Origin of the sequence: Jannaschia donghaensis, from assembly GCF_001403795.1 — a bacterium.
Lineage (GTDB): Bacteria > Pseudomonadota > Alphaproteobacteria > Rhodobacterales > Rhodobacteraceae > Jannaschia > Jannaschia donghaensis.
Window position 1 is genome coordinate 887,246 of record NZ_CXSU01000012.1, and the last position, 22,202, is coordinate 909,447.

A 22,202-nucleotide genomic window follows, 5' to 3' on the forward strand; every position below is an offset into this window, starting at 1 on the left:
ATACCCTGGAAGGCGACCTTCATGTCCGAAACCCCCGACGCCCCCCGGCCGAACCTGATCCGTCGCACGGTCTTCCCCGGTTCGATCAGTCGCGCCGTCACGACCCCGCTGCAACCATCGGTCGTCTATGCCTCGCCCGACCCGGACGCGCTGGACGATCAGTACGAGGGGCGGGCCAAAGGGTATACCTATGGGCGAGAAGGGCATCCGAACGCGGACGTCCTGGCGCAGATGATCGACCGGCTGGAGGGCGGCGAAGGCGGCATCGTCACCGGATCGGGCATGTCCGCCGTGACCGCAACGATGCTGGGGCTGCTGTCCGCCGGCGATCACATCGTCGGGGGCAATCAGCTTTACGGGCGGTCCCTGCGAATGTTGACGCAGGATCTGCCGCGGTGGGGCATCACCGCGACGTTGGCCGATCCGACCGATGTGGGGGCCATGGCGGCGGCGATCACGCCGGCGACGAAGCTGCTGCTGGTGGAAGCGGTGTCCAACCCAACCTTGCGGATCGCCGACATGGACGGGATCGAGGCGTTGGCCAAGGATCGGGGCCTGACGCTTGTCGTGGACAACACATTCACCACGCCCTACGGATTTCCGGCTTACACGCGCGGTGCCGACGTCGTCATCCATTCCGTGACCAAGCTGTTGGCCGGACATTCCGACGTGACCCTGGGCTATGTGCTGGCGCGCGACCCCGCGCAGCGCAAGGCGATCTATGACACGAACGTCACGCTGGGTCTGACGCCCAGCCCCTGGGACTGCTGGATGGCGGAGCGGGGGATGTACACCTTCGACATGCGGTTCGAGCGGGCGCAGGCGAACGCGGGCCATCTGGCGCAGGTCTTTGCGGACCACCCGGCGGTGGAGGCAGTGATCTATCCCGGTCGGCCTGACCATCCTGACCACAATCGCGCGAACGCCCTGTTGAACGGTCAATGGGGCAATATGGTCAGCTTCCGCCTGAAGGGCGGTCGTGCGCAGGCCAACGCCCTGACCCGTGCAGCACCCCAGATCGCCTTTGCACCGACGTTGGGCGACGTGGGCACGACCCTGTCGCATCCCGCCTCCAGCAGTCACCGCGCGCTGACCCCCGACGGGCGCGCAGCCCTGGGGATCACCGAAGGGTTCTTCCGGGTATCCGTGGGCTGCGAACCCATCAAGTTGCTAAGCGACGATTTCCGCAATGCCTTGGACGCGACACTGACCTGATCGGATGACCACCCGCATCGGGCGTTGCGCGGACCGTCCCCGGTTTCCGCGATGTCCAACGACAGGTTGGGGGCGACCATCGCAACTTTTCGTCTGATCATCGAATGATCCGGCATATGGGAACAACCGCGATGTAGCGACCGCTGTAGCTGAAGCCGGTCAGACATTCGGCTAGATCAGTCGCGTCGAACTGACCTGCGAATACCGGGGAAAGAACAACCATGGCTTTTGTCAGGCTGACGTCGTTCATGGTGTCGGTGTCGATGCTCTTCCTACTCTCGGCCAAGCCACCGCAGCGACGGTGATCGTTCGCTGGTTATAGGCCCACCCCTGTATCTTATGTGACGTGACCGGACCCCTCCGATCGGCTGTGAAATTTACGACAGTGCCAATCCAGGTTTCGTGGACGCCAAAACACTTGACAGGTGTTGATTTACATCGCAGGCGGCAGTCGAAACACCTCAGGTCCCGCCATGATTGAGTCCATTCTCGACGCCTTGCTGGAGCCGGCGCTACTTTTGGATGGGGCGGGGAGGGTGGTGATCGCCAATGCCTCCGCGCGCGAACGCCTGGGTGTGTGGGTTATCGGGCGATCCTATGTCAGCGTTCTGCGCCAACCGGCACTTTTATCGCCGGTGGAGGACGCTTACGCCAAGAACGACGATGGGGTTGCGCGATTTATCCACAGCTCCGGGGAGGTCGAGACGCCGTTCGAGGTGCGCGTCACACCAATGTCGGGAGGGGACGGAACGCGACACGTCCTTCTGGTTTTCCGCGATCTGTCCGAGGTTCACGCGGGTGAATCGATGCGCCGCGATTTCGTCGCTAACGTCAGCCACGAGTTGAAGACGCCGCTGACGGCCATTTCAGGGTTCATCGAAACGCTGCAGGGCCCGGCCCGCGACGACGCCGACGCGCGCACCCGGTTTCTGGGCATGATGGCGCAGGAGGCGGCGCGGATGAACCGCTTGGTCGGCGATCTTTTGTCCTTGAGCCGGTTGGAAGGCCAATCGCGAAAGCGTCCGACCGATATGGTCGATCTGATCGAAGTGGTGACCGAAACCCTGCGGACCTTGCAGCCGGGTGCCGAGGTCGAGGGGGTGGAGATCGTGTCCGACCTGCCGGATAGGGCGGGCGTTTTGGCGGACCGCGATCAGATCGTGCAAGTCCTGACCAATTTGATTGAGAACGCGGTCAAATACGGACACCAACCGGGCCGGATCGCCCTGACATTGAAACATGTCGCGCGGGAGCCTGTGATCCGGGGGCCGGCCTGGCGGCTGATCATTCGGGACGACGGCGTGGGCATTGCGCCGGAACATATCCCGCGGCTCACCGAACGGTTCTACCGCGTCGACACGGGCCGGTCGCGGGCGCAGGGGGGCACCGGGTTGGGCTTGGCCATCGTCAAGCACATCGTCAATCGCCATCGCGGGCGGATGCGTATCGAAAGCGTTCCGGGGCAGGGGACGACGGTTTCGATCACGCTTCCGGCGGCGTGACCGGCGGAAGGGGTCGATTTTTCGGCCAAGCGCGCCAAGTTTCAAAGCGGGGAAGGGCGCTGTCATAAAACCGTTACGTAACCGTCACAAAAGGCCAACACCCCGGTCCTAGGTCCGGCCCCGGAACGGGACCCAAGGGGGGGCCCGTCTGCCGCTCAATCAAACGAGGAGCATTCCATGTCCATCAACAAGGTCACCGTTTCGGCCCTGGCCATCATCGCCGTGTCGGCCACCGCCGCCGCAGCGCGGGATCAGGTGCAGATCGCCGGGTCCTCCACCGTTCTGCCCTATGCCTCCATCGTCGCCGAAGCTTTTGGCGAAAACTTCGATTTCCCGACCCCGGTCGTTGAATCCGGCGGCTCCTCCGCCGGTCTGAAGCGTTTCTGTGAAGGCGTGGGTGAAAACACCATCGACATCGCCAACGCGTCCCGCCAGATCCGCGATGCGGAGCGCGAGGCTTGCGCCGCCGCCGGCGTAACTGACATCATCGAGGTCCGCATCGGATACGACGGCATCGTCTTCGCGTCGCAGCAGGACGGTCCCGCCTATACCGAGTTCACTCCGTCGCAGTGGTATCTGGCGCTGGCCGAGCAGATCCCGGGCGAAGACGGCACATTGGCCGCAAACCCCAACACAACTTGGGCGGACGTCGACCCGGCCCTGCCGGCAGAAGACATCCTGGCGTTCATTCCGGGCACCAAACACGGCACCCGCGAAGTGTTCGAGGAGAAGGTCATCCTGCAGGGCTGCGAAGACACCGGCGCGATGGAGCGCATGATGGCGGGCGGCATGGACGAGGATGCGGCCGAGGAAGCCTGCATGTCGATCGCGTCCGACGGGCGCAGCGTCGACATCGACGGCGATTATACCGAAACGTTGGCCCGCATCGAAAGCGACGCGAGCGGCGTGGGTGTCTTCGGCCTGTCGTTCTACGAAAACAACACCGACAAGCTCAAGGTCGCGACGATGAACGGCGTGACGCCCTCGACCGAGACGATCTCCTCGGGGGATTATCCGGTGTCGCGCCCGCTCTATTTCTATATCAAGAAGGCGCATATCGCCGCGATCCCCGGTCTCAAGGAATTCGCCGAATTCTTCGTGAATGACGATATCGCGGGCGAAGGCGGCCCGCTCTCGGACTACGGCCTGGTGCCCGATCCCGAGCTGGCCGAAACTCAGGCGACGGTTTCCGACGAAACCACGATGCAGTAAGGCATCGCGGGCCGGGGGAGCGATTCCCCGGTCCACGCCCCGACTGACCTGCCTCGCAGCTGCGGAGACCGCGCTATGCCAACCAGCTGGATCCTTCTGATCCTTGCCGCTCTCGGCATCGTCGCGTTCTACGTCTCCCGTGCACGGGCCATTGGCTCGGTTGACGGGGACGCGCGGCGTCTGCATTCCCTTCCGATTTATTACGGCCTGAATGGTGCGATGACGGCGCTTGTCCCCGCGCTTCTGCTGCTGGCGGTCTGGTTGGTGGTGCAGCCGACGTTGCTCGACCGGTCGATCCTGTCGGATCTGCCTGACAGCGCCATTCCCGAAGGCAGCACACCCGGCCTTGTGATGGGCGACGTGCGCCGCGTGGCCGATGGCGTCGAACAGGGATTTGCCTTCAACCAGTTCGGCACGAGGGATTTGTCGTCACTGAATACCGAAGCGGTGGGCGAAATCCTATCGGCAGGCGGAACGGCCCTTGGTACGCCTCTGACCGCCGATGTGCTTTCGGCCGCTGTCGATTACTGGCAGGCCCGCGTCGTCCTGTCCTGGATCATGGCCGCCGCGGTTATCGGTATCGCGCTGATCGGCACCGCTTGGGCCATCCGCAAGTCGCAAGGTGAATTCCGCGCGCGAAACGTGGTCGAAAAGGGTGTTCTGATCCTGCTGATGGCGGCCGCGTCCATCGCCATCCTGACGACCCTGGGTATCGTGCTCTCGATGCTGTTCGAGACGATGAATTTCTTCCGGCAGTATTCGTGGACGGAATTTTTCTTCAACCTGACGTGGAAGCCCAGCTTCTCGGGCAGGGGCGGCGCGTCGGAGCTGGGGATCCTGCCGCTGCTTTGGGGCACGCTCTACATCTCTTTCATCGCGTTGATCGTCGCCGTGCCGATCGGTCTGTTTGCGGCGATCTATCTGTCCGAATATGCCGGTAAGCGATTTCGCAGCATCGCCAAGCCGCTGATTGAAATTCTCGCTGGCATTCCCACCATCGTTTACGGTCTCTTCGCGCTCGTCACCGTCGGGCCGCTTCTGCGCGATGCCTTTGCCTCGCCGCTGGGGCTTGGCAATTCCGCGTCGTCGGTGATGACCGCGGGGCTGGTCATGGGGATCATGCTCATCCCCTTCGTGTCCTCGCTGTCCGACGACATCATCAACGCGGTGCCGCAGGCCATGCGCGACGGGTCGCTGGGCCTGGGGGCCACGCAATCTGAAACCATCCGTCAGGTCATCGTGCCCGCCGCCCTGCCGGGCATCGTCGGGGCCGTACTGTTGGCCGCGTCGCGCGCCATCGGGGAAACGATGATCGTCGTTCTGGGGGCAGGGGCCGCGGCCCGGCTGGACCTCAACCCGTTCGAGGCGATGACGACCGTCACCGTCAAGATCGTGTCGCAGCTTACCGGGGACACCGACTTCGCCTCGCCCGAGACGCTGGTGGCTTTTGCTCTCGGCCTGACGCTCTTCGTGATTACACTGGGCCTCAATGTCCTCGCGCTCTTCATCGTGCGCAAATATCGGGAGCAGTACGAATGACCGACGTGACCGCCGCAGGCCCGACAGGCGCGGGCAAGGGCAGCCTGCTGAACCAGGACGATCGGACCGGTAAGCGCAACCGCGCCGAGGGGCGGTTCAAGATGTACGGCCTGATCGCCGTTTGCATCGGGATCGGAATGCTCGTCCTTCTGCTGATCTCGATCTTGTCGAACGGGCTGTCGTCGTTTCAGCAGACCACGCTTCGCATTCAGGTGGATCTGCCCGAAGACAAGCTCGACAAATCCGGTGTCCGCGATCCGTCGGTGATGTCCAAGGTCACGACCTTCGGGTATGCGCCGCTTCTGCGCGACGGCCTGGTCGCGACGCTGGCCGCCAACGGGATCGAGACAGAGCTGTCGGACAAGGACGTGGCCGAGCTGATCTCGGACGAAAGCGTGGCGCAACTGCGCAACCGCGTGCTGGCCAACCCCGACGTGATCGGCACCACGATCGAGGTGAACGCCCTCGCGTCCGGTCGGATCGACGGATACTACAAGGACCGCGTGACCATGGCCTCGGCCGAGCGTGACAGCAACATCAGCCCCGAACAATTGCAGTTGGCGGACCGCCTGAAGGAGGCTGGCCTGCTGGGCACGTCGTTCAACTGGCTGTTCTTCACCGCGCCCGACGCGTCGGACACGCGGCCCGAGGCGGCGGGTCTTGGCGTGGCGATCCTTGGCTCGCTTTACATGATGCTGATCGTTCTGGTGCTGGCACTGCCCATCGGCGTTGCCGCCTCGATCTATCTGGAAGAGTTCGCGCCCCAGAACCGCTGGACCGACCTGATCGAGGTGAATATCTCCAACCTAGCCGCGGTGCCGTCCATCGTGTTTGGGATCCTGGGCCTCGCCATCTTCATCAACTTCGCGGGGCTGCCGCAGTCGGCCCCCATCGTCGGCGGCCTTGTCCTGACGCTGATGACCTTGCCCACGATCATCATCGCGACGCGCGCTGCGCTCAAAGCCGTGCCGCCGTCGATCCGCGACGCCGCGCTCGGCCTTGGGGCGTCGAAGATGCAATCGGTGTTCCACCACGTCCTGCCGCTGGCCATGCCCGGCATCCTGACCGGCACTATCATCGGCCTGGCGCAGGCCCTGGGTGAAACCGCCCCGCTTTTGCTGATCGGGATGGTCGCCTTCGTGCGCGAATACCCCGACAGCCCGCTGGACGGCGGGTTCTTCGACCCGGCCACCGCGCTGCCGGTTCAGATCTTTAACTGGACGCAGCGGTCGGACCCGGCTTTCGTGGAGCGGGCCAGCGGTGCGATCATCGTGCTGCTGCTGTTTCTTCTGGTGATGAACCTGACCGCGATCTTCCTGCGCCGGAAGTTCGAGCGGCGGTGGTAAAGGGCAGGGGGCCGACATGAAAGATACAAATATGACGGAGAACGCCGTGACCACCGACACACCCAAGATCACGGCGCGCGGCGTTCAGGTCTATTATGGCGACACCCACGCCATCAAGGACGTCGACGTAGAGATCGCGGCAAACACGGTCACCGCCTTCATCGGCCCGTCCGGATGCGGCAAGTCTACGTTCCTGCGGTGCATCAACCGGATGAACGACACCATTCCCATCGCGCGCGTCGAAGGTGACATCCGCATCGACGGCGAAGACATCTATGACAAGCGGGTCGATCCGGTGCAGCTGCGCGCCAAGGTCGGCATGGTCTTTCAGAAGCCGAACCCGTTTCCCAAGTCAATCTATGACAATGTCGCCTATGGCCCGCGCATCCACGGGCTGTCGAAGAACAAGGCGGATTTGGATGAAATCGTCGAGAACGCACTGCGCCGTGCCGCGCTGTGGGACGAGGCGAAGGATCGCCTGCAACAACCCGGCACTGGTCTGTCGGGCGGTCAGCAGCAACGCCTGTGCATTGCCCGCGCCGTCGCCACCGCGCCCGAGATCCTGCTGATGGACGAGCCGTGTTCCGCCCTCGACCCCATCGCCACCGCGCAGGTGGAGGAGTTGATCGACGAGTTGCGGCAGAATTACTCCGTCGTGATCGTCACGCATTCGATGCAGCAAGCGGCCCGCGTCAGCCAAAAGACGGCCTTCTTCCACTTGGGCCACCTCGTGGAATATGGTGAAACCGGCAAGATCTTCACCTCGCCCGAGGATCCCCGGACCGAAAGCTACATTTCCGGTCGGATCGGCTGAGGAGAGCGACATGATCAACAATACACACATCGCCAGCGCCTTCGATCGCGACCTGGAAACCATTCAGGCCCTGATCATGCGCATGGGTGGCTTGGTCGAGGCGGCGATCGAAAACTCCAGTCAGGCATTGCTCGACGGTGACGTCGAACTGGCGAATGCGACGCGCAAAAGCGACAAGGCGATCGACGCGTTGGAGTTGCAGGTCAACGAGGAGGCGGCAAAGGTCATTGCTTTGCGCCAACCCATCGCAACCGACCTGCGGACCGTTCTGTCGGTCTTTCGCATCTCCGCCGCGTTGGAGCGGGTCGGAGATTACGCGAAGAACATCGCGAAACGCACTGAAATCCTTGCGGATCTTCATACGGTGGACGGCAGTGCCGCGTCGCTCAAACGGATGTCGAAGGCCGTGCAGATCATGCTGAACGATGCGCTCGACGCCTATATCCAGCGCGACGCCGCGTTGGCCTATGACGTGCGCGCCCGCGACGAGGAAGTGGACCAGATGTATAATGGTCTGTTCCGGGAATATCTGACCCATATGATGGAAGACCCGCGCAATATAACGGCCTGCATGCACCTGCATTTCATGGCCAAGAACATCGAACGCATGGGTGATCTGGTGACCGGCATCGCCGAACAGGTGATCTATCTGGTCGACGGCGAACTGCCCGACGAAGATCGCACCAAGGCGGACATCACCAGCACCGCCAAAGGCGGGACGGTCTGATGACCCAGCCCTCGGTTTTGGTGGTCGAGGACGAGGCGCCGCAACGCGAGGTGCTCGTCTATAACCTGGAGGCCGAAGGGTTCGACGTTCTGCAAGCGACATCCGGCGATGCCGCACTGGACCTGGCGCGCGAAGATGCGCCCGATCTGATCCTGCTGGACTGGATGCTGCCCGAGGTTTCGGGCATCGAAGTGTGCCGCCGCCTGAAATCCGCGGCTGACACACGCGCCATTCCCGTCATCATGATCTCGGCCCGATCAGAAGAGGTCGACCGGGTGAGGGGGCTGGAGACGGGCGCGGATGATTATGTGGTCAAGCCGTATTCGGTCGTCGAATTGATGGCGCGCATCCGCACGCAGCTGCGCCGCGTTCGGCCCGCATCCGTCGGCGAAAAGCTGGAGTTCGGCGACGTCATGATAAATACGGCTGAACACCGCGTCTTCCGCGACGGCCAAGAGTTGCACCTCGGCCCGACAGAATTTCGGCTGTTGACGACATTCATGGAGCGTCCAGGCCGGGTTTGGTCCCGTGATCAGCTTCTGGACCGCGTCTGGGGTCGCGATATCTATGTCGACAGCCGGACCGTCGATGTTCACATCGGGCGACTTCGAAAGGCCTTGCGCGCCGCCACGGGGGCAGACGATCCGATCAGAACCGTGCGCGGTGCCGGATACTCGCTGGGCTGAACGCCGTATCTTCAGCGGGTTGCGGACCGATGTTCAGAAATTGGGGGGCACGCCAAATCGACCACCAGTCATCCAATAACCAAGATTATGTAAATGTAACTTATGTATTTACCATGTCACCCGTGAATATAAATCTGCACTTCCGTTCCTGTCGCCGGCCCCGGTAACGTCGAAGTGCCAGACCACATTGCCGGAGACCCCATGCATATCGAACCATTCGGCGTCGAAATGTGGATGAACGCCCACGAAAACAACTGCACGCACAATCTGGCCGAGACCTGCGTGACCAGTCTGACGCTGGAAGAGTTGCTCTACCTGTCGGGCCAGAACGCGCAGGCCCTGTCGGCGCTTCTTCCGATGAAACTGACGTACGGTGCGATCGAAGGCTCCGACCGGCTGCGGCGTGCCATCGCGGTGCTCTATGCTGACCGGCAGCCCGGCGATATCGTCGTCACCCACGGCACCGCCGGGGCGAATGCGCTGGTCTGGGCGGCCATGGTCGGATCCGGCGATCACGTCGTCACGCTGACCCCAACCTATCAGCAACACATCTCGATCCCCGAAAGCCTGGGTGCCCATGTCACGCGTGTCGCATTGAATCCGGATGATCACTGGCTTCCCGACTTCGATGCCATCGCTGCCGCCGTCACGCCGGCCACGCGGATGATCGCGTTGACGAATCCGAACAATCCGACGGGCTCTCTCATCGACCGCGACGGTTTGATGCGGCTGGCCGAAATCGCTCGCGTCGGCAACGATGGCGCGGGGGCCTGGCTGCTGGTGGACGAGGTTTATCGCGGGTCGGCGCAGGACGACGATGGCATGGGGCCGTCCATCGTGGATATCTACGACAGGGGCATTTCCACCGCCAGCATGTCCAAGGTGTTCTCGCTCGCCGGGTTGCGCCTCGGCTGGATCTGCGCCCCCTCCCCCGTGTTGGACGCCGTCAGCCACCATCGCGACTACAACACGATTTCGGTGGGAATGATCGACGACCACCTCGCCACGCTGGCACTGGAGGCGAAGGATCGCATTCTCCACCGCTCTCGCGCGATCACGCGTGGCAATCTCGCGCTTCTGTCCGACTGGGTTGCGGCGGAGCCGGGCCTGTCGTGGGTCAAACCCGCCGCCGGTACCACTGCATTGGTGGCTTATGATCTGGACATCGGATCTGAACGGCTCTGCCTCGACCTGCTGGCCGAAGAAGGCGTGTTGTTCACGCCGGGGTCCGCCATGGGTGTCGAAGGAACGGTCCGCATCGGATTCGCCAACGATCCGGAGGCAATGCGTGCGGGGTTGCCGAAAGTTTCGGATTTCCTGGCCCGTCGACGGTAAAGAAATTGGTGCACCCAGAAGGATTCGAACCTTCGACCTCTGCCTTCGGAGCTGGTTTAAGGACCCATCCGAACTGCACGATAGGGTACGCTAGAGCACGCTAACAGCCTGAAATATATTGCCTTTCAGAAACGAGGCTCCGAAGTCTCTATCCGAGAACACGCCTTGATTTCCTTCCGCGTGCTTGCGTGGTGCTTACTCGAAATCGAGGCTTCCAAGGGATGGGAGCATGACCAAACTGACCAAACGGTTTGTAGAGGCAGTCGAGCCGCAGAGCAAAGGCCACGTTGTCTGGGACGACGAGCTGCCGGGTTTCGGTCTTCGTGTCTATCCCTCAGGGAAGCGTAGCTACCTCATCCAGTATAGAGCGAAAGGTCGCTCGCGGCGCTACACGATTGGAATCCATGGTGTGTGGACACCCGAAACTGCTCGTCGTGAAGCAAAGGCATTGCTTGGCCAGATCGCTCAGGGAGAAGACCCCGCTGCCGAAAGAGAAGAGGAACGCCGTGCGGTGACCGTGCGAGAGCTCTGCGAACAGTACATCGCCGACATGGAAGCGGGCCTTGTTCTCGGGAAAGGAGGCCGCCCAAAGAAGGCGACCACCGTCGCGACCGACGTCGGTCGCATCCGCCGTCACATCATCCCCTTGCTCGGCACGCGGAGGATCAAGGACATCACTAAACCGGACATGAACAATTTGATGAAGGACATCATCGCCGGAAAGACGCGCGTCGTGATGAAGACGGAGAAGCTTCGTGGCAAAGCGATCGTGCGCGGCGGGCGCGGCACTGCCATCCGCACCATGGGCCTCCTTGGCGGCATCTTCACCTACGCGATCGAAGCTGGAATCATAGACCAGAACCCGACCCATGGCCTGAAGAAGCCGCGATACAAGGTGCGGGACCGACGACTGAGTGAAGCGGAGTACCGGACGCTGGGTCGCATTCTTAAGGACGTGCAGCATGACAGACACTTCGGCATCCATGCCGAGATCCTCCGCCTCATCGCCATGACCGGCTGTAGGCGTGGCGAGATCATCAGTCTGCGGTGGAGCGAGGTCGACATCGAAGGCAGTTGCCTGCGTCTGAAAGACAGCAAGGAAGGCGCATCCGTGCGACCGGTCGGCCTTCCGGTTGTCGACTATCTTGAGGCAGCGCGCCTGAAACGGGATGGAACCTATGTCTTCCCCGGCCAAGGTGAGGACAACGCCGTCGGAAACTTTCCGCAGAGCTGGAAGAAACTCTTCGCCGACACGCCGCTCTGGGACGTTACACCCCACGTCCTGCGGCACAGCTTCGCCAGCATCGCCAATGATCTTGGATTTACTGAGATCACCATTGCAGCCCTCATCGGACACGCCAAAGGATCCGTCACAAGCAAATATGTTCACACGTTGGATTCAACCTTGATCATGGCCGCCGACACGGTTTCGGGCTACGTGAAGGCGCTTCTCGAAGGGGTGGAATTCAGACGGAACACCTACACGCTCGATAGGCAGACACGGCGGAGTGCTATCAACGACATGCTGACCGAAGCGCGGCCGTGCACTTAGCCGTGATTCTCGATGCCTGTCACTAACCGTCATATTTGACAGCTATACCAGCATTAAACGTCATATCTGACCGTTAGTATCGTTCGAGCGAAGCGTCCTAGTGTTTCACGCCATTAACAAGGTCGAGACGCCACCCTCATCTGCAAATCACTCATGATTGCATTCTTTCGTGAGCCATAGATGCCAAACGGAAATAGGTCCGGGTTCCGATGGCGACGTGGACGAACTGTCGTATAGAAAGCTGCGTCCATGTTGAGACCATGCCAGATCCACGCCTCCTGGCCCCGCAGCCGAAGGAAGACCTTCAACGAGATACTTCGGAGGCGTTTGCCCCATCGCAAGCGACAAAAATGGCGTCAGCTTGCCATCGATAGACGAACCATCTCGGACGTAGGCAATCATGTATGCCTCACGATTGCCCCAAGCATACTCGCCGTCGACGAAACGACGTAGCCCGTTGTCGCAATACAGGGCCTCGGTTTTCGAGTTTGCTCCATCGATAATCTTTGCCTCAACGACGAGCGGAAAGCCTCGGTGCGCGCCCGATAGGAAGATCGACAGATCGGGTCGTTTTTCCAGATGTGAACCGTCGTAACTGACACTCTCTTTCCCACGCGCCACGCACAGAACCAACTGCCGCCAAAACGGATCCTCTTCGACCATATGGTTGAGACGAGCCTCGAGCAATGCCGTGATCTCAGCCTCACTTCCAGAGGTCACGGTAGCAGGAGATGAAGCGCGGACCTCGTTGAAGGCAGTCAAGATACTCTCCGCGATGATTTCGAGGTGAAGCTCGGATATCTCCGGGAGAGGCAGTTCGAGGTCACGTGTGAGCTCGGCTATCTGGTCGGGTCGCGGCCGGATTGTGCGCAGACTCATGCGCGTGCCACTTTTCGCATAAAATCCGGATGAGACCAGACTATACGTTGGGCCAATAAACGAGCTTGGGTTTCGCTCCAATAACGGCGTTGTGACAGCCGCCCGATGAGCACACTCTCGTCTTCGTCGAAGAGCATGATTTCCGTTGCCGCAGCCCCGTCTGCGGCGCTCAAAAGACCTTCCCAATCGCTTGGCGTCGTGATGACGACATCGCTACCCTTTTTGCGCAACTCCAAGCCATACCAAGGTGAAGCACTTGAATGATCGAGAGATCGAACACTGATTTCAGTGCCCAGTCGCTTGAACCACGGTCCAAGCTCTTCCGACAAAACCTTGCAAAACCGCATCTGTTCTTTTGCTGTTGGTGCGGCCTGAGCCTCCCGCTTATTTCCTGCAAATGGTAAGTTAAAGCGCAGAGTATCGGATATGACCTGAAGATCGCGCGGGCCTAGCCCATATAGATCTGAGACCCATCCATCGACTTCTTCCCATGTGATCCTTTCTGCAACCAGATCATCGTAGAGTGCTTTGATTTCAGAAATTTTATCATGATCGAGTTCCCTGAAGTCGGGCAGAGGAATTCGATCCAATGCAGATTTTTCGACTACGTCTCGTTCAAAGCCAAACTTTCCACTTGTTAGGAGCGCAAACCAAGTTGCGAACTTACTGCCCAGAATGAGGGCAAGATAGCGCACAAAAACGTGCGGATCGTCTATCTCACTCGGGCTATAGCCGTAAAATGTTTCATTGAAGACAAGATCCGAATCCGAAACGCTGATCGAAATGCGTCCGGTGTCCGCAGGTGGTGATTGATGAACAATCACCATTGGCCCGGTGAATAATTCTCGCAGCCTAGGGTCGTGAATTCTATCATGCGAGAAGTTCGGCAAACTCTCTGTGTCGATTTCTATTTCGGTGAACGTCGAAGCCGATAGTTCAGGCAAGCCATGGAGATATCTTGCGTCGACGCCAGGGAGACCATCACCGTTTTTTCTTATCCGACTGCTTGCCTTGAGGGTTTGAAAACCATTGCCGCTTCTATGCAAGCGGCCGCGTGTTCCGGCTCCCATCACTGTTGTCCAGAAGGCTCGCAGGGAGGGATGTCCTTGATTTCGTATCCTCTCAAGTATCCCAAGATCAGCCTTCGTTCCTCGGAATAGTATTTTGAGGATCTCCGGTGTTTCACGAAGCTGGTGTGCAGGAACCACTTCAGCGCTTGTCGCGTCGACACGCATAACACTCGCCTCATTCAACGAGGTCTCGATCCGAGGGCTGATAAAGCGGAAGCCGGCGCTATTCACGGGTGGCCGGTTTTTCGCGAACAACAAGCAGAACGGCGCGGAAATCTCAGGCCATACCTTCGTCTGGCGCAGCTCTGCCCCATTGATGATGGATGTGACGTCGAGTGCGTCAAACACGGCTTGACGTGCCTCAGCCATACCGTCCCCTTGTTGAAACAGCAGTCGCGCATGCAGCGCGAAGGTTATCTGCCCCCCCGGCTTGGCCCATTCCATCGCCCGCCAAACAAACGGGATATCGAGCACTTCGTTAGGTAGAGGCGGCGCTGATGCAATTCCCCGCTCAGCGGCAATCCGGGAAACTGTCGAGCGAACCAAATTCCAGTCCGGTAGCCGGGTGCCACTCGCCCATGGTGGATTACCCACGACCAGATCGTACCGTCCGATGTGATCGTCACTAACCGCTGGCCCAAGGCTCCCCAGCTGTGAACCCTTTTCCTCGCTTTCGGCGAACACGAGGTGGAGAACTTTGCCGCGCAGATTGTTAAAGCCGAGCTTGTCGACAGGTCGAGGGTTCGGATCGAGTTCAATCGACATCAAATATAGACCGAGCGCAGCGAACCTTAGCGCGGCCTCATTGATGTCGAAACCGACGATCTGATCGTCCAGAATTGCGCGGAGTGCCCCCGTATCCGGCCGCCGACCTTCAATGCGCCAGCGCTCCCCCACCAATTCACGAAATGCTGTTAGGAGGAAGACGCCCGCCCCGGCCGCCGGATCGAGAACACGCGCCTCATGACTGATCTCCTGGCGTTCTAGAGATCGAAAGGAAGCCCGGACCAGAAGGTCAGCAATCGATCTGGGTGTATAGTACCCACCTTCACGGCGCTGCCGGGCCGGTGCATGATTGCGCAGGTAGAGTTCATAGGCTTGACTGAGTACACCTACCGGAATGTGCGAAAAATCAAGATTATCCCATTTCTCCTCCCATCCGAGAAAGAGCTGGCTGTCTGGGGCCCGCCGCAGAACATCACCGAGAATCTGGCAGGCTTCGCCCGAGAGACGAGAAAAAATACTGTCAGAAAGAGGAAGGAGGTCGCCATTAAAGGTCTCGTCAAGCCAAATGGATGTTTGCTGCGCGGAATGCGGATTGTCGAACAGATCGGAGGCCGACGCCTCGCCAACCATGCTGGTAGGTAGCAGGTGGCGATCCGCCAGGAAGCGAGTAAACAGCGCACGGCCGACAAGCGAAATCGCGTCTTCGTCCGAAACCTCACCTATCTCAATTAGCCGGTCGATAGAGCCTGTGAGCAGATTAAGGACAACATTCGAAATCCAAGTGCGTTTACTGATCGCAGCTTGTGGACGGATGTTCGCGAGGCGAGCAAAAGCTGTCATGTCTTTCGCGTCGTCATCACCCCAATCGACGCGAGCTTCCGCGGGCGATTTCCCATCGAGTGCAAGCCGGTAGACCTGAAGTTGCCCCGAAGCGACGAGTGCAAGATAGGGCGCGTCACCGCGCATCGAGAGCAAACGTCTGATGCGATGCAACTGGCTTTCATCGGTGACGGAATCGGCCTCCGCCAGAAACATCAGCGGCGCGCCCTGCCACTCGTAGACAGCACGGACAATAGACAGGTCGCCGCCGCCCGCGCGCCGGGCGGTCAGCAATGTCGCATAAGGCAATAAATCGGGACTATCTTCATCGAATAAGTGCAGCGACCTTAGGTCGGCCCCAAACGCACTTGCATTAGCTTTGAGGTCAACCATACCAGCACCTGACGTCCGCATGGCCCACTTCAAGGGACTTCTCAAAAGGCCGGTTCATGAGCCAAGCTCCAAGGTGGCCTGGCGATCTCCCCCAAAACGACCTTTGCGGGCTCCGCCTCGCACCTTCTTTGGAGCTAGCGGCACCTTTGACATCACCTGGCGATAGTCGCCGCCAAGATCATTTACACCCGCTACAAGCACGGCAATGAGCCCCAGATGCGTCGGAAGCTCTCCCGTTCGGGCATAGTTGGAGATCGAATTGGGATTCATGCCGACCAGTTCCGCGAAACCACGGACACTCAGTCCAGCCTTCCCAATTTCTGCTAGGAATTCCGCATACTGCATTTGACCCAATAACACATATTTTAATGTACTTAACCACATTATTTTATGTGGGTAAAGCCTTGTGGTTGACTGCACGACCAGTCGCCTTGGACGCATCGCACACGATGATTGGGTCGTTAAAGACCTAATCATGAAGGCCGCCCGAGAAGTTCTGAGAGGCCTAGCTGCTCAGCAACTTCCCCGGTTCGCGCCCACCGCTGACCGGGCAGACGTTCGATCACTTTGATGAATACCCTGATGAAGGCCGCTCGCCCGGCGGCAGCATCCAGCGCATCGGCACGATCAGGTGTCAGCAGCGCGCGCATGTCACCCAGCAAGTCTGGCCGTGCGAACTTTGCGAGCATCCGCTGCTCTGCTTCTGCGCGAGAGATGGTCTGATCTTGCAGACCAAGATACCGGACAAACAACTCCACAACCCGATCGAGATTGAGATCGGGAAGCGCATCGAGCGCATGGTCAAGATCAAAAAGGTCGCGCCCTTTGTCGCGCTGCAACAAGGCCCGCAGTTTCGTCGCCAGCAGTTCTTCCGCGGAATAGGATGCGATGGTCGTATTTCCTGTGAACCACGGGTTCTCGACAGCGTATGGGACCGAAACCGGCGGGTCGAAAGCCTCGATCTCAGCGATGTTGATTTCTACCTTCAACCGGATCTGCGCTTCAGGATCGTCCTCTGCCGGAACGCGAAAACGCAGCTTCGGTGCGACCTGGCTCGATGCAAAGTTCGCTTGTCCCAACCAAGGCTCAAGCACGGCTCGCATTGCATCAAGGATGGGGCCAATCGGCCCGGTCGTTGTGCGGACGAGATCAATGTCCTCCGAATAACGCAACGGCTCGGGGAAGATGACCTTGTTGAGGGCTGTGCCCCCTCGAAACCTTAGTTCGTCGCCCAGAAAATCGTGATTGAATATCTCGACGAGAGCGCGAGAGATAATCAAGTCCTGCTCGACTTGCCTTGGCTCGGCCCACGGCGCGATCAAGCTCCAAGCTGTGATGTTGGTTTCGGGGATCATTGTTCATCGACTTCAATTGGGCGGCGGACAATGATGTGCCAACGTGCGTTTCGCCCTCGCTCATCGTAGGAGGTGACTGGACTTGCTTCTCCAGGATCAAGTTCGACCCATGGTAGATTGCCGTTTCGGATGTGCCTCTCCAAACCGGACGCAACCTCATTATGTCCCAAATGCTCGAGAATATAGCCAAGGCGTTGGACAACAGACCGCTCAAAGCTCGGCGCGAGGACATCAAACTCGATCGGGTCAATATGGACGGCAAGCTCATTGAGAACGCTCGCCGCGTGATCGACGCCACCGCTAGCATGCGGATAGCGTATCAAATCCAACGCGGTCAGCGCTGGCGAAGACACCCGCATCGAGCCGGTGTCGGTCTTTCGTTGCTTAACGCCTTGCCCTACGCGTTCAATGTCCTTGCGGAAATAGAAAGCGAGCTTTGAACGTCCGGCCCGGATGGGTTTCCACTGCCGATCAGTGACGACTTGAAACTCCATGACCGCTTGATGAGAAGCCCCATGGAGCTCTGCGGCTTTTAGGAGCGCCACATAGTAAGGTCGCCCCGCATCCTTCATCATAGCATCGATGTACCAAGTTGGTGGCGGTGCACCCCACTTCAAATACCGTGTGGGCGTAATGACGTAAAAGCCTCGGCGCGGCGCAAAGATATGACCCCGCTTTTTGAGGCGCGCGGCCGCGTCGAGAAGCGCCCCATGGCTGACGCCCAACGCCTCTACCGCGTCCTCGCGAGTGAAGCAGGTCCGGCCGCTGGATGCGAGCTCTTCTACATAGGTCGCCAAACTGGAGGTGCGCTGAGGTATCATACTTGAAAATCCGCTCTATCCGCCGACTTTCTATTATGATATTACAATTTCAGCAAGCTCAATATGGCTAACTCCGCTTCCGGAGCGGATTTATAAATATGATTCTAGGTACGCAAATGACGGAGACAGACGATAGCGACCGGCTGATCCAAGAGGTTCTCTCAGAGCTCGGTTGGGATGACGACCCGAAGAAAGTCGCAGACAAGGTCAAACGACTGGACCAAGGTCTGCCCGCCGAAGACGAGTTTACAGCCATCTGCAGCTGGCTCGGCAAGGCGCATCTCCTTCATAAGCTCGACCAGCATCAAGCGCCATCAAGTTCGCGCGACCTCTATCAGGTTCCCGACTTGCTGGCCAAGTTTGAACATTCTGGCCCCGTCCTCATCGAAGTGAAATCAAAGGGGAAGCAGACACTTTCCTTCACCCCGCAATATCTTGATCGGCTCCGCGCCTACGCGCAGCTGGTCAAGATGCCCCTGCTCATTGCCTGGAAACACCACGGCATCTGGGTGCTCTTCGACGTTCAGCACCTCACCAAGGCTCAGACAAACCTCAACATCACGTTCGGCGACGCCATGAAAGAGAACCTACTCGGCGTCCTTGCAGGCGACGTCGCATACAAGATCGCCTCCGGTGCGGGTGTGCGTTTCCGCTGCAAAAAAGAAGCACTCGTCGAGCGAGAGGAATCCGAAGGCACCGTAACTGAGCAATGGAAAATGAGGATCGACGAGGTGGGCTTTATGATCTCCGGCGGAGAGACAGCGGATAACCTAGACCCGGACGTCACGACGCTTTTCACAACGTGGGAGCTATCCGAACAGCAATCCAACAGCGCCACACACATCGACCTTCGCTTCGTCGCCGGTGATGATGACGGCATGATGTTCGGCCACATGGCACTGACTCACCTCCTGCATTGGACCTTACCGCAAGGCGAAGCAATCAACTGGCGCCATGCCATTAGACGCGACGCGGTCGTCAGCAACATGAGCAATTTCCGGCGCGCTCTAGAACGCGCCCTAGAACAGAGGGTCGTACACATCATCCTTTATCAACAACCGCATACCTGGCCCGACTTCGTCCCGAAGCCCGGCGGCACCCCAACACCTCGAAGCGCAGCAGAGTCATGAAGCAGCCTGCCAAGCAGTATGGCCGAGCGTCCCTGATGGACAAAACGCTTGGTCTGGACGAGATCACCGCGCCAAAGGTCGCCTCTATCATCGTTCACGCTGGAAACATTGAACATCACCTCGAGCGCGCGATCTGGATCTTAGAGAAAATCGAGCCAAAGGGAATTCGTCCAAAGACGGACTTAAAACCGATAACCAACTTGATCTCAATGTTGGAAAAGTACGCTGAAACTGTGCCTGAAGACGATGTTCGCACCTTTCTGCAAACTTGGTCGAAGGCAACGCGTTCCGGGTTCATCATTCGTCACAACATCGCACACGGCGTCTCATTCAAAATGGAAAAGTCTCTGGTGTTCAGCCGAAATCCGAGATGGCACGGCGAACTGCGAAAACGGGAATTTGGCGACTTGTGGTGTGAGCCATACGTCCTTGATTTAATTCGAGAGTCCTTCGCAACCCTGCTGCGGATCATCGCGGCCATTGCGACGACTGATCGATCATTAGGCGACATCGCGAGCCCGCTCGCTCAAAGTGCTGTGAGAGAAGCTCGCTCAATACTGGGTGAGTTTGCTGACCAGTTTTACAATCCAAGCTTCGAGAAATACTGATGAATCATCATGAATTCAGCGACGGAATTTATAAACCTGATACAGCGAGATGTATACACATTGGCTAGGCAAAAAACTGATTGGCGCGACATCGCGGAACTGCAGGCCGACCTTCTGGAGTTTTTCCTGGACGATCAGTTTTTGAAGAAACTTGTCAAAGGCGTCATGCGGATCGCCCGAGACAAGAAAAACCCGATCAGAGGAAACTTGGTCGCGAGCGGGCTACGCGAAGTCACTGGCCACATTCTGCATAGTCTCGCGCCGGACGACGCCGTGCGAGACTGTGTTTGGTTTGTCCAAGCCAAGGACACCAAGACCGTCACTCGACGTCAAAAGGCACATTACATCGTCCATGCGGGGCTTCCGGAGGATTTCGTCAAAGACGCGCTCAAGCTTGAAATGACAGACTTCACGATACCGCTTTTGGATGCCTTCGAAGCGCTGAACAAATCCACTCATGTTCGCGCTGAGACAATCGTGCGCAAGGGATCTGTGGTCCGCCAAATGATCCTTGAGGTGTTCGAGAGCCTTCTCGATCTTCTTCGCGCCGCTATAGCAGGGAGAGAGGAGATAGTTCGAACGACGGCAAGTGTCATGCATAACGCCGTCTTTGAGAACCTGATCTCAGAGACCATCCAGGAACTCGACGAAATCGCCACACACGCAACTGTAGATGGGCATCACATCGATACGGTCGAAGTTCGGTCTATTTCAGCGTTGGCGCTCGAGTATGTGGTCACCGGAGAAGTTGAGGTGGAATTACAGTACGGCTCAAACTCAGACGTGCGAAATGACATCGGCTTTAGAATGGACGATTCTTATCCCTACAGCGCTGTGATCACCTCAAATCCAGCAATGCCGATGGAGATTCAGCAGAAAGACATCCAGCTTCAAGTGGACAACAGTAGTTTCTACGAGTGATTGGCCGGTCTCAAGAAAGGTGCCAGGTGATTTCCATCCCGCCAAGACGTGACTCTGGTGGCTAGCAACGCACTCGAAATAGCCACTCTGCCGGCATAGTCTCCAGTCGGACTAACGGCGCAAGACTGCGACGCGCACCCGATCCTCATCCTTTTTCAGCGCTTTACCATCGAGGTCGAGGTTTGGATTTAGCAAACTAACGCCATCACCATCGGGATCCGGGTTATGAGGTTTCACGGCAAAAGTGATTGATCGTCCAGACGCAATAATCTCACGCATCCACATCTCAAGAAGGTTCGATTGTGGAATAGTCGTGCCAACCCAAGCTCCCTTAACCATCATGGCAAAAGACGTGTTGTCCAGGTATCGGCTGACGTTCGAATATGCCAGGCGACGTCCCCCCCGAGGCCCTTTCAACCGGTCATCCAGTTCTAAAAGCTTCCAATAGCTATGTGGAATATACATGCCTTTTGTAAGCCCGGTGCTATCTGGATCGAATTGAATACGAGGGCAGAACTTCAGGAAAAAAGGGTTGGCGTTCAGCCGAAAATCATCCGTGGCCGCCTCGGCAACAACCTTCGACAGTTCCTCAAGGAACTCGTCCATACGTTCGATTTCCTCAGTCAACTTTGTGTTTGGAAACCGAAATACGGAACCGAGATCGTCGTCCGGCTCCATCGCTTTGTATTGCACCATTATGAAGGCTTTGAATCTCTGATTATAGTAGATCAGATCAGATCCTGTCTGGGCCTCGAGCGGCTGACGATTGGCCATAATAACTGTCAATCGATCCTTTCCGTCCGCAAAAACAGCTGCTGCAGCGTTGGGAATATCTTGTAAATATTCATAGCCCGGCACTTGCCTCATGTCTTGCATCACCATCGGGTCTTCACGCATTCGTACCTCTGAGAGGCCTTCCAGAAACGAACCTGGAGCGTCATCATCCATCAGTTCCCATTCAGAGAGAGGCGAACGGTCAATTCCTGCCAAGTTGAGCGCGCCCGCAAGCGCTTCCTTCTGATATGCTAGTCCCTCTCGGATCTCGGGACTCAAGCGCGCAATCCGCTGGCGCGTGGTCGTGCTAAATCTCTTGATAAGACGGCGCGTTTCCGGCGCAAGGCGTGCCAGTAGATCGACGGTTTCTTCGAAAGCTCGTGGCGACAGCAGCCCACCGTTTTGGAAACGTTCGCGAACCGCTTTCCTGTTCCTTCCGGGTACCCCGTCGGTGACGAGTACGGCATTGAGAGGGCTGGACAATGCGCTCACATCTTCAATGTTTAGCCGGCTCTGCTTTGTTCCCGCGTTCACGCCGCGTCGGCCACGGGCTATATGGGAAACGTCGCCTGAGGGATCCACGACAAAGCATACAAGTGGGGCGTTTCGACTGTGCGTAAAGGCGGGCACAGCTTCAGCAAACCAGCCGTACTCGTTGATTGCCTCCTCGAAAACCGAGTACCGGTCTTTTGTCAGTCTAACCACATATCCGCCAGGTTTAGCCATCTAGCCTCATCACCTGGCGCAAATGGGGAAAATGGATAACGCGTCCACATGA

The 22,202-nt window shown here is 58.6% G+C and carries 20 protein-coding genes; 13 read left to right on the plus strand and 7 right to left on the minus strand.

Features of this window, described 5'->3' with window-relative positions:
* The first annotated feature begins 21 nt into the window (after window positions 1–21).
* Complete coding sequence (locus JDO7802_RS13555) at window positions 22–1,215, plus strand: trans-sulfuration enzyme family protein (RefSeq protein ID WP_055086406.1); 1,194 nt, start codon at window positions 22–24, stop codon at window positions 1,213–1,215.
* A gap of 97 nt (window positions 1,216–1,312) precedes the next feature.
* Here JDO7802_RS13555 and JDO7802_RS18300 read toward each other — a convergent pair whose 3' ends face one another.
* Window positions 1,313–1,465 (minus strand): hypothetical protein, encoded by a 153-nt coding sequence (locus JDO7802_RS18300; protein ID WP_187298145.1) that lies wholly within the window; start codon window positions 1,463–1,465, stop codon window positions 1,313–1,315.
* Between the two features lie 223 nt (window positions 1,466–1,688).
* On the opposite strand from JDO7802_RS18300, the gene JDO7802_RS13565 reads away from it, so the two are divergent.
* From JDO7802_RS13565 to JDO7802_RS13605, 9 genes are all read left to right on the plus strand, one after another.
* Window positions 1,689–2,717, plus strand: a complete 1,029-nt coding sequence (locus JDO7802_RS13565; protein WP_055086409.1) for a sensor histidine kinase — start codon at window positions 1,689–1,691, stop codon at window positions 2,715–2,717.
* Between the two features lie 177 nt (window positions 2,718–2,894).
* On the plus strand, window positions 2,895–3,929 hold the full coding sequence (locus tag JDO7802_RS13570; protein WP_055086410.1) for a substrate-binding domain-containing protein: 1,035 nt from the start codon (window positions 2,895–2,897) through the stop codon (window positions 3,927–3,929).
* A gap of 75 nt (window positions 3,930–4,004) precedes the next feature.
* The gene (gene pstC, locus JDO7802_RS13575; RefSeq protein WP_055086411.1) at window positions 4,005–5,468 is read left to right on the plus strand and encodes a phosphate ABC transporter permease subunit PstC; all 1,464 of its coding nucleotides are present in this window, start codon (window positions 4,005–4,007) and stop codon (window positions 5,466–5,468) included.
* Entirely contained in the window at window positions 5,465–6,814 is a 1,350-nt protein-coding gene (gene pstA, locus JDO7802_RS13580) for a phosphate ABC transporter permease PstA (protein ID WP_055086413.1), read from the plus strand. Before pstC ends, pstA begins: the two co-directional genes overlap by 4 nt.
* Before the next feature lie 16 nt (window positions 6,815–6,830).
* On the plus strand, window positions 6,831–7,628 hold the full coding sequence (pstB, locus tag JDO7802_RS13585) for a phosphate ABC transporter ATP-binding protein PstB (protein ID WP_055086415.1): 798 nt from the start codon (window positions 6,831–6,833) through the stop codon (window positions 7,626–7,628).
* Between the two features lie 10 nt (window positions 7,629–7,638).
* Complete coding sequence (gene phoU / locus JDO7802_RS13590; RefSeq protein WP_055086417.1) at window positions 7,639–8,355, plus strand: phosphate signaling complex protein PhoU; 717 nt, start codon at window positions 7,639–7,641, stop codon at window positions 8,353–8,355.
* Window positions 8,355–9,041 carry a phosphate regulon transcriptional regulator PhoB gene (gene phoB / locus JDO7802_RS13595; protein WP_055086419.1) on the plus strand — a complete coding sequence of 229 codons (687 nt, stop codon included), beginning with the start codon at window positions 8,355–8,357 and terminating at the stop codon, window positions 9,039–9,041. Before phoU ends, phoB begins: the two co-directional genes overlap by 1 nt.
* A 201-nt stretch (window positions 9,042–9,242) precedes the next feature.
* Window positions 9,243–10,376 (plus strand): aminotransferase class I/II-fold pyridoxal phosphate-dependent enzyme, encoded by a 1,134-nt coding sequence (locus tag JDO7802_RS13600; RefSeq protein ID WP_055086421.1) that lies wholly within the window; start codon window positions 9,243–9,245, stop codon window positions 10,374–10,376.
* 229 nt (window positions 10,377–10,605) lie between these two features.
* Window positions 10,606–11,928: a tyrosine-type recombinase/integrase gene (locus JDO7802_RS13605; protein WP_055086423.1), complete on the plus strand. Its 1,323-nt coding sequence runs from the start codon at window positions 10,606–10,608 to the stop codon at window positions 11,926–11,928.
* 147 nt (window positions 11,929–12,075) lie between these two features.
* On the opposite strand, the gene JDO7802_RS17705 is transcribed toward JDO7802_RS13605, so the two are convergent.
* From JDO7802_RS17705 to JDO7802_RS17715, 5 genes are all read right to left on the minus strand, one after another.
* Window positions 12,076–12,690, minus strand: coding sequence for a hypothetical protein (locus JDO7802_RS17705; protein ID WP_222836404.1), 615 nt, complete (start codon window positions 12,688–12,690; stop codon window positions 12,076–12,078).
* Window positions 12,691–12,803: 113 nt separating this feature from the next.
* Window positions 12,804–15,815: an HsdM family class I SAM-dependent methyltransferase gene (locus JDO7802_RS13610; protein WP_055086424.1), complete on the minus strand. Its 3,012-nt coding sequence runs from the start codon at window positions 15,813–15,815 to the stop codon at window positions 12,804–12,806.
* A gap of 54 nt (window positions 15,816–15,869) precedes the next feature.
* A complete protein-coding gene (locus tag JDO7802_RS17710; protein ID WP_222836405.1) occupies window positions 15,870–16,199 on the minus strand; it encodes a hypothetical protein in 330 nt (109 codons plus the stop codon).
* Between the two features lie 89 nt (window positions 16,200–16,288).
* Window positions 16,289–17,170 (minus strand): nucleotidyl transferase AbiEii/AbiGii toxin family protein, encoded by an 882-nt coding sequence (locus JDO7802_RS13615; RefSeq protein ID WP_055086426.1) that lies wholly within the window; start codon window positions 17,168–17,170, stop codon window positions 16,289–16,291.
* Window positions 17,167–17,991, minus strand: a complete 825-nt coding sequence (locus JDO7802_RS17715; RefSeq protein WP_083481170.1) for a type IV toxin-antitoxin system AbiEi family antitoxin domain-containing protein — start codon at window positions 17,989–17,991, stop codon at window positions 17,167–17,169. Before JDO7802_RS17715 ends, JDO7802_RS13615 begins: the two co-directional genes overlap by 4 nt.
* 116 nt (window positions 17,992–18,107) lie before the next feature.
* Here JDO7802_RS17715 and JDO7802_RS13625 point away from each other — a divergent pair, with 116 nt between their 5' ends.
* From JDO7802_RS13625 to JDO7802_RS13635, 3 genes are read left to right on the plus strand one after another with little or no spacing between them, the layout of a single operon-like run.
* Complete coding sequence (locus tag JDO7802_RS13625) at window positions 18,108–19,121, plus strand: hypothetical protein (RefSeq protein WP_222836406.1); 1,014 nt, start codon at window positions 18,108–18,110, stop codon at window positions 19,119–19,121.
* A gap of 35 nt (window positions 19,122–19,156) precedes the next feature.
* Window positions 19,157–19,729: a hypothetical protein gene (locus tag JDO7802_RS13630; RefSeq protein WP_144430619.1), complete on the plus strand. Its 573-nt coding sequence runs from the start codon at window positions 19,157–19,159 to the stop codon at window positions 19,727–19,729.
* A gap of 9 nt (window positions 19,730–19,738) precedes the next feature.
* Window positions 19,739–20,650, plus strand: a complete 912-nt coding sequence (locus JDO7802_RS13635; RefSeq protein WP_222836407.1) for a pPIWI-associating nuclease domain-containing protein — start codon at window positions 19,739–19,741, stop codon at window positions 20,648–20,650.
* 111 nt (window positions 20,651–20,761) lie between these two features.
* Here JDO7802_RS13635 and JDO7802_RS18030 read toward each other — a convergent pair whose 3' ends face one another.
* Window positions 20,762–22,150 carry a hypothetical protein gene (locus JDO7802_RS18030; RefSeq protein WP_144430620.1) on the minus strand — a complete coding sequence of 463 codons (1,389 nt, stop codon included), beginning with the start codon at window positions 22,148–22,150 and terminating at the stop codon, window positions 20,762–20,764.
* Between the last annotated feature and the right edge of the window lie 52 nt (window positions 22,151–22,202).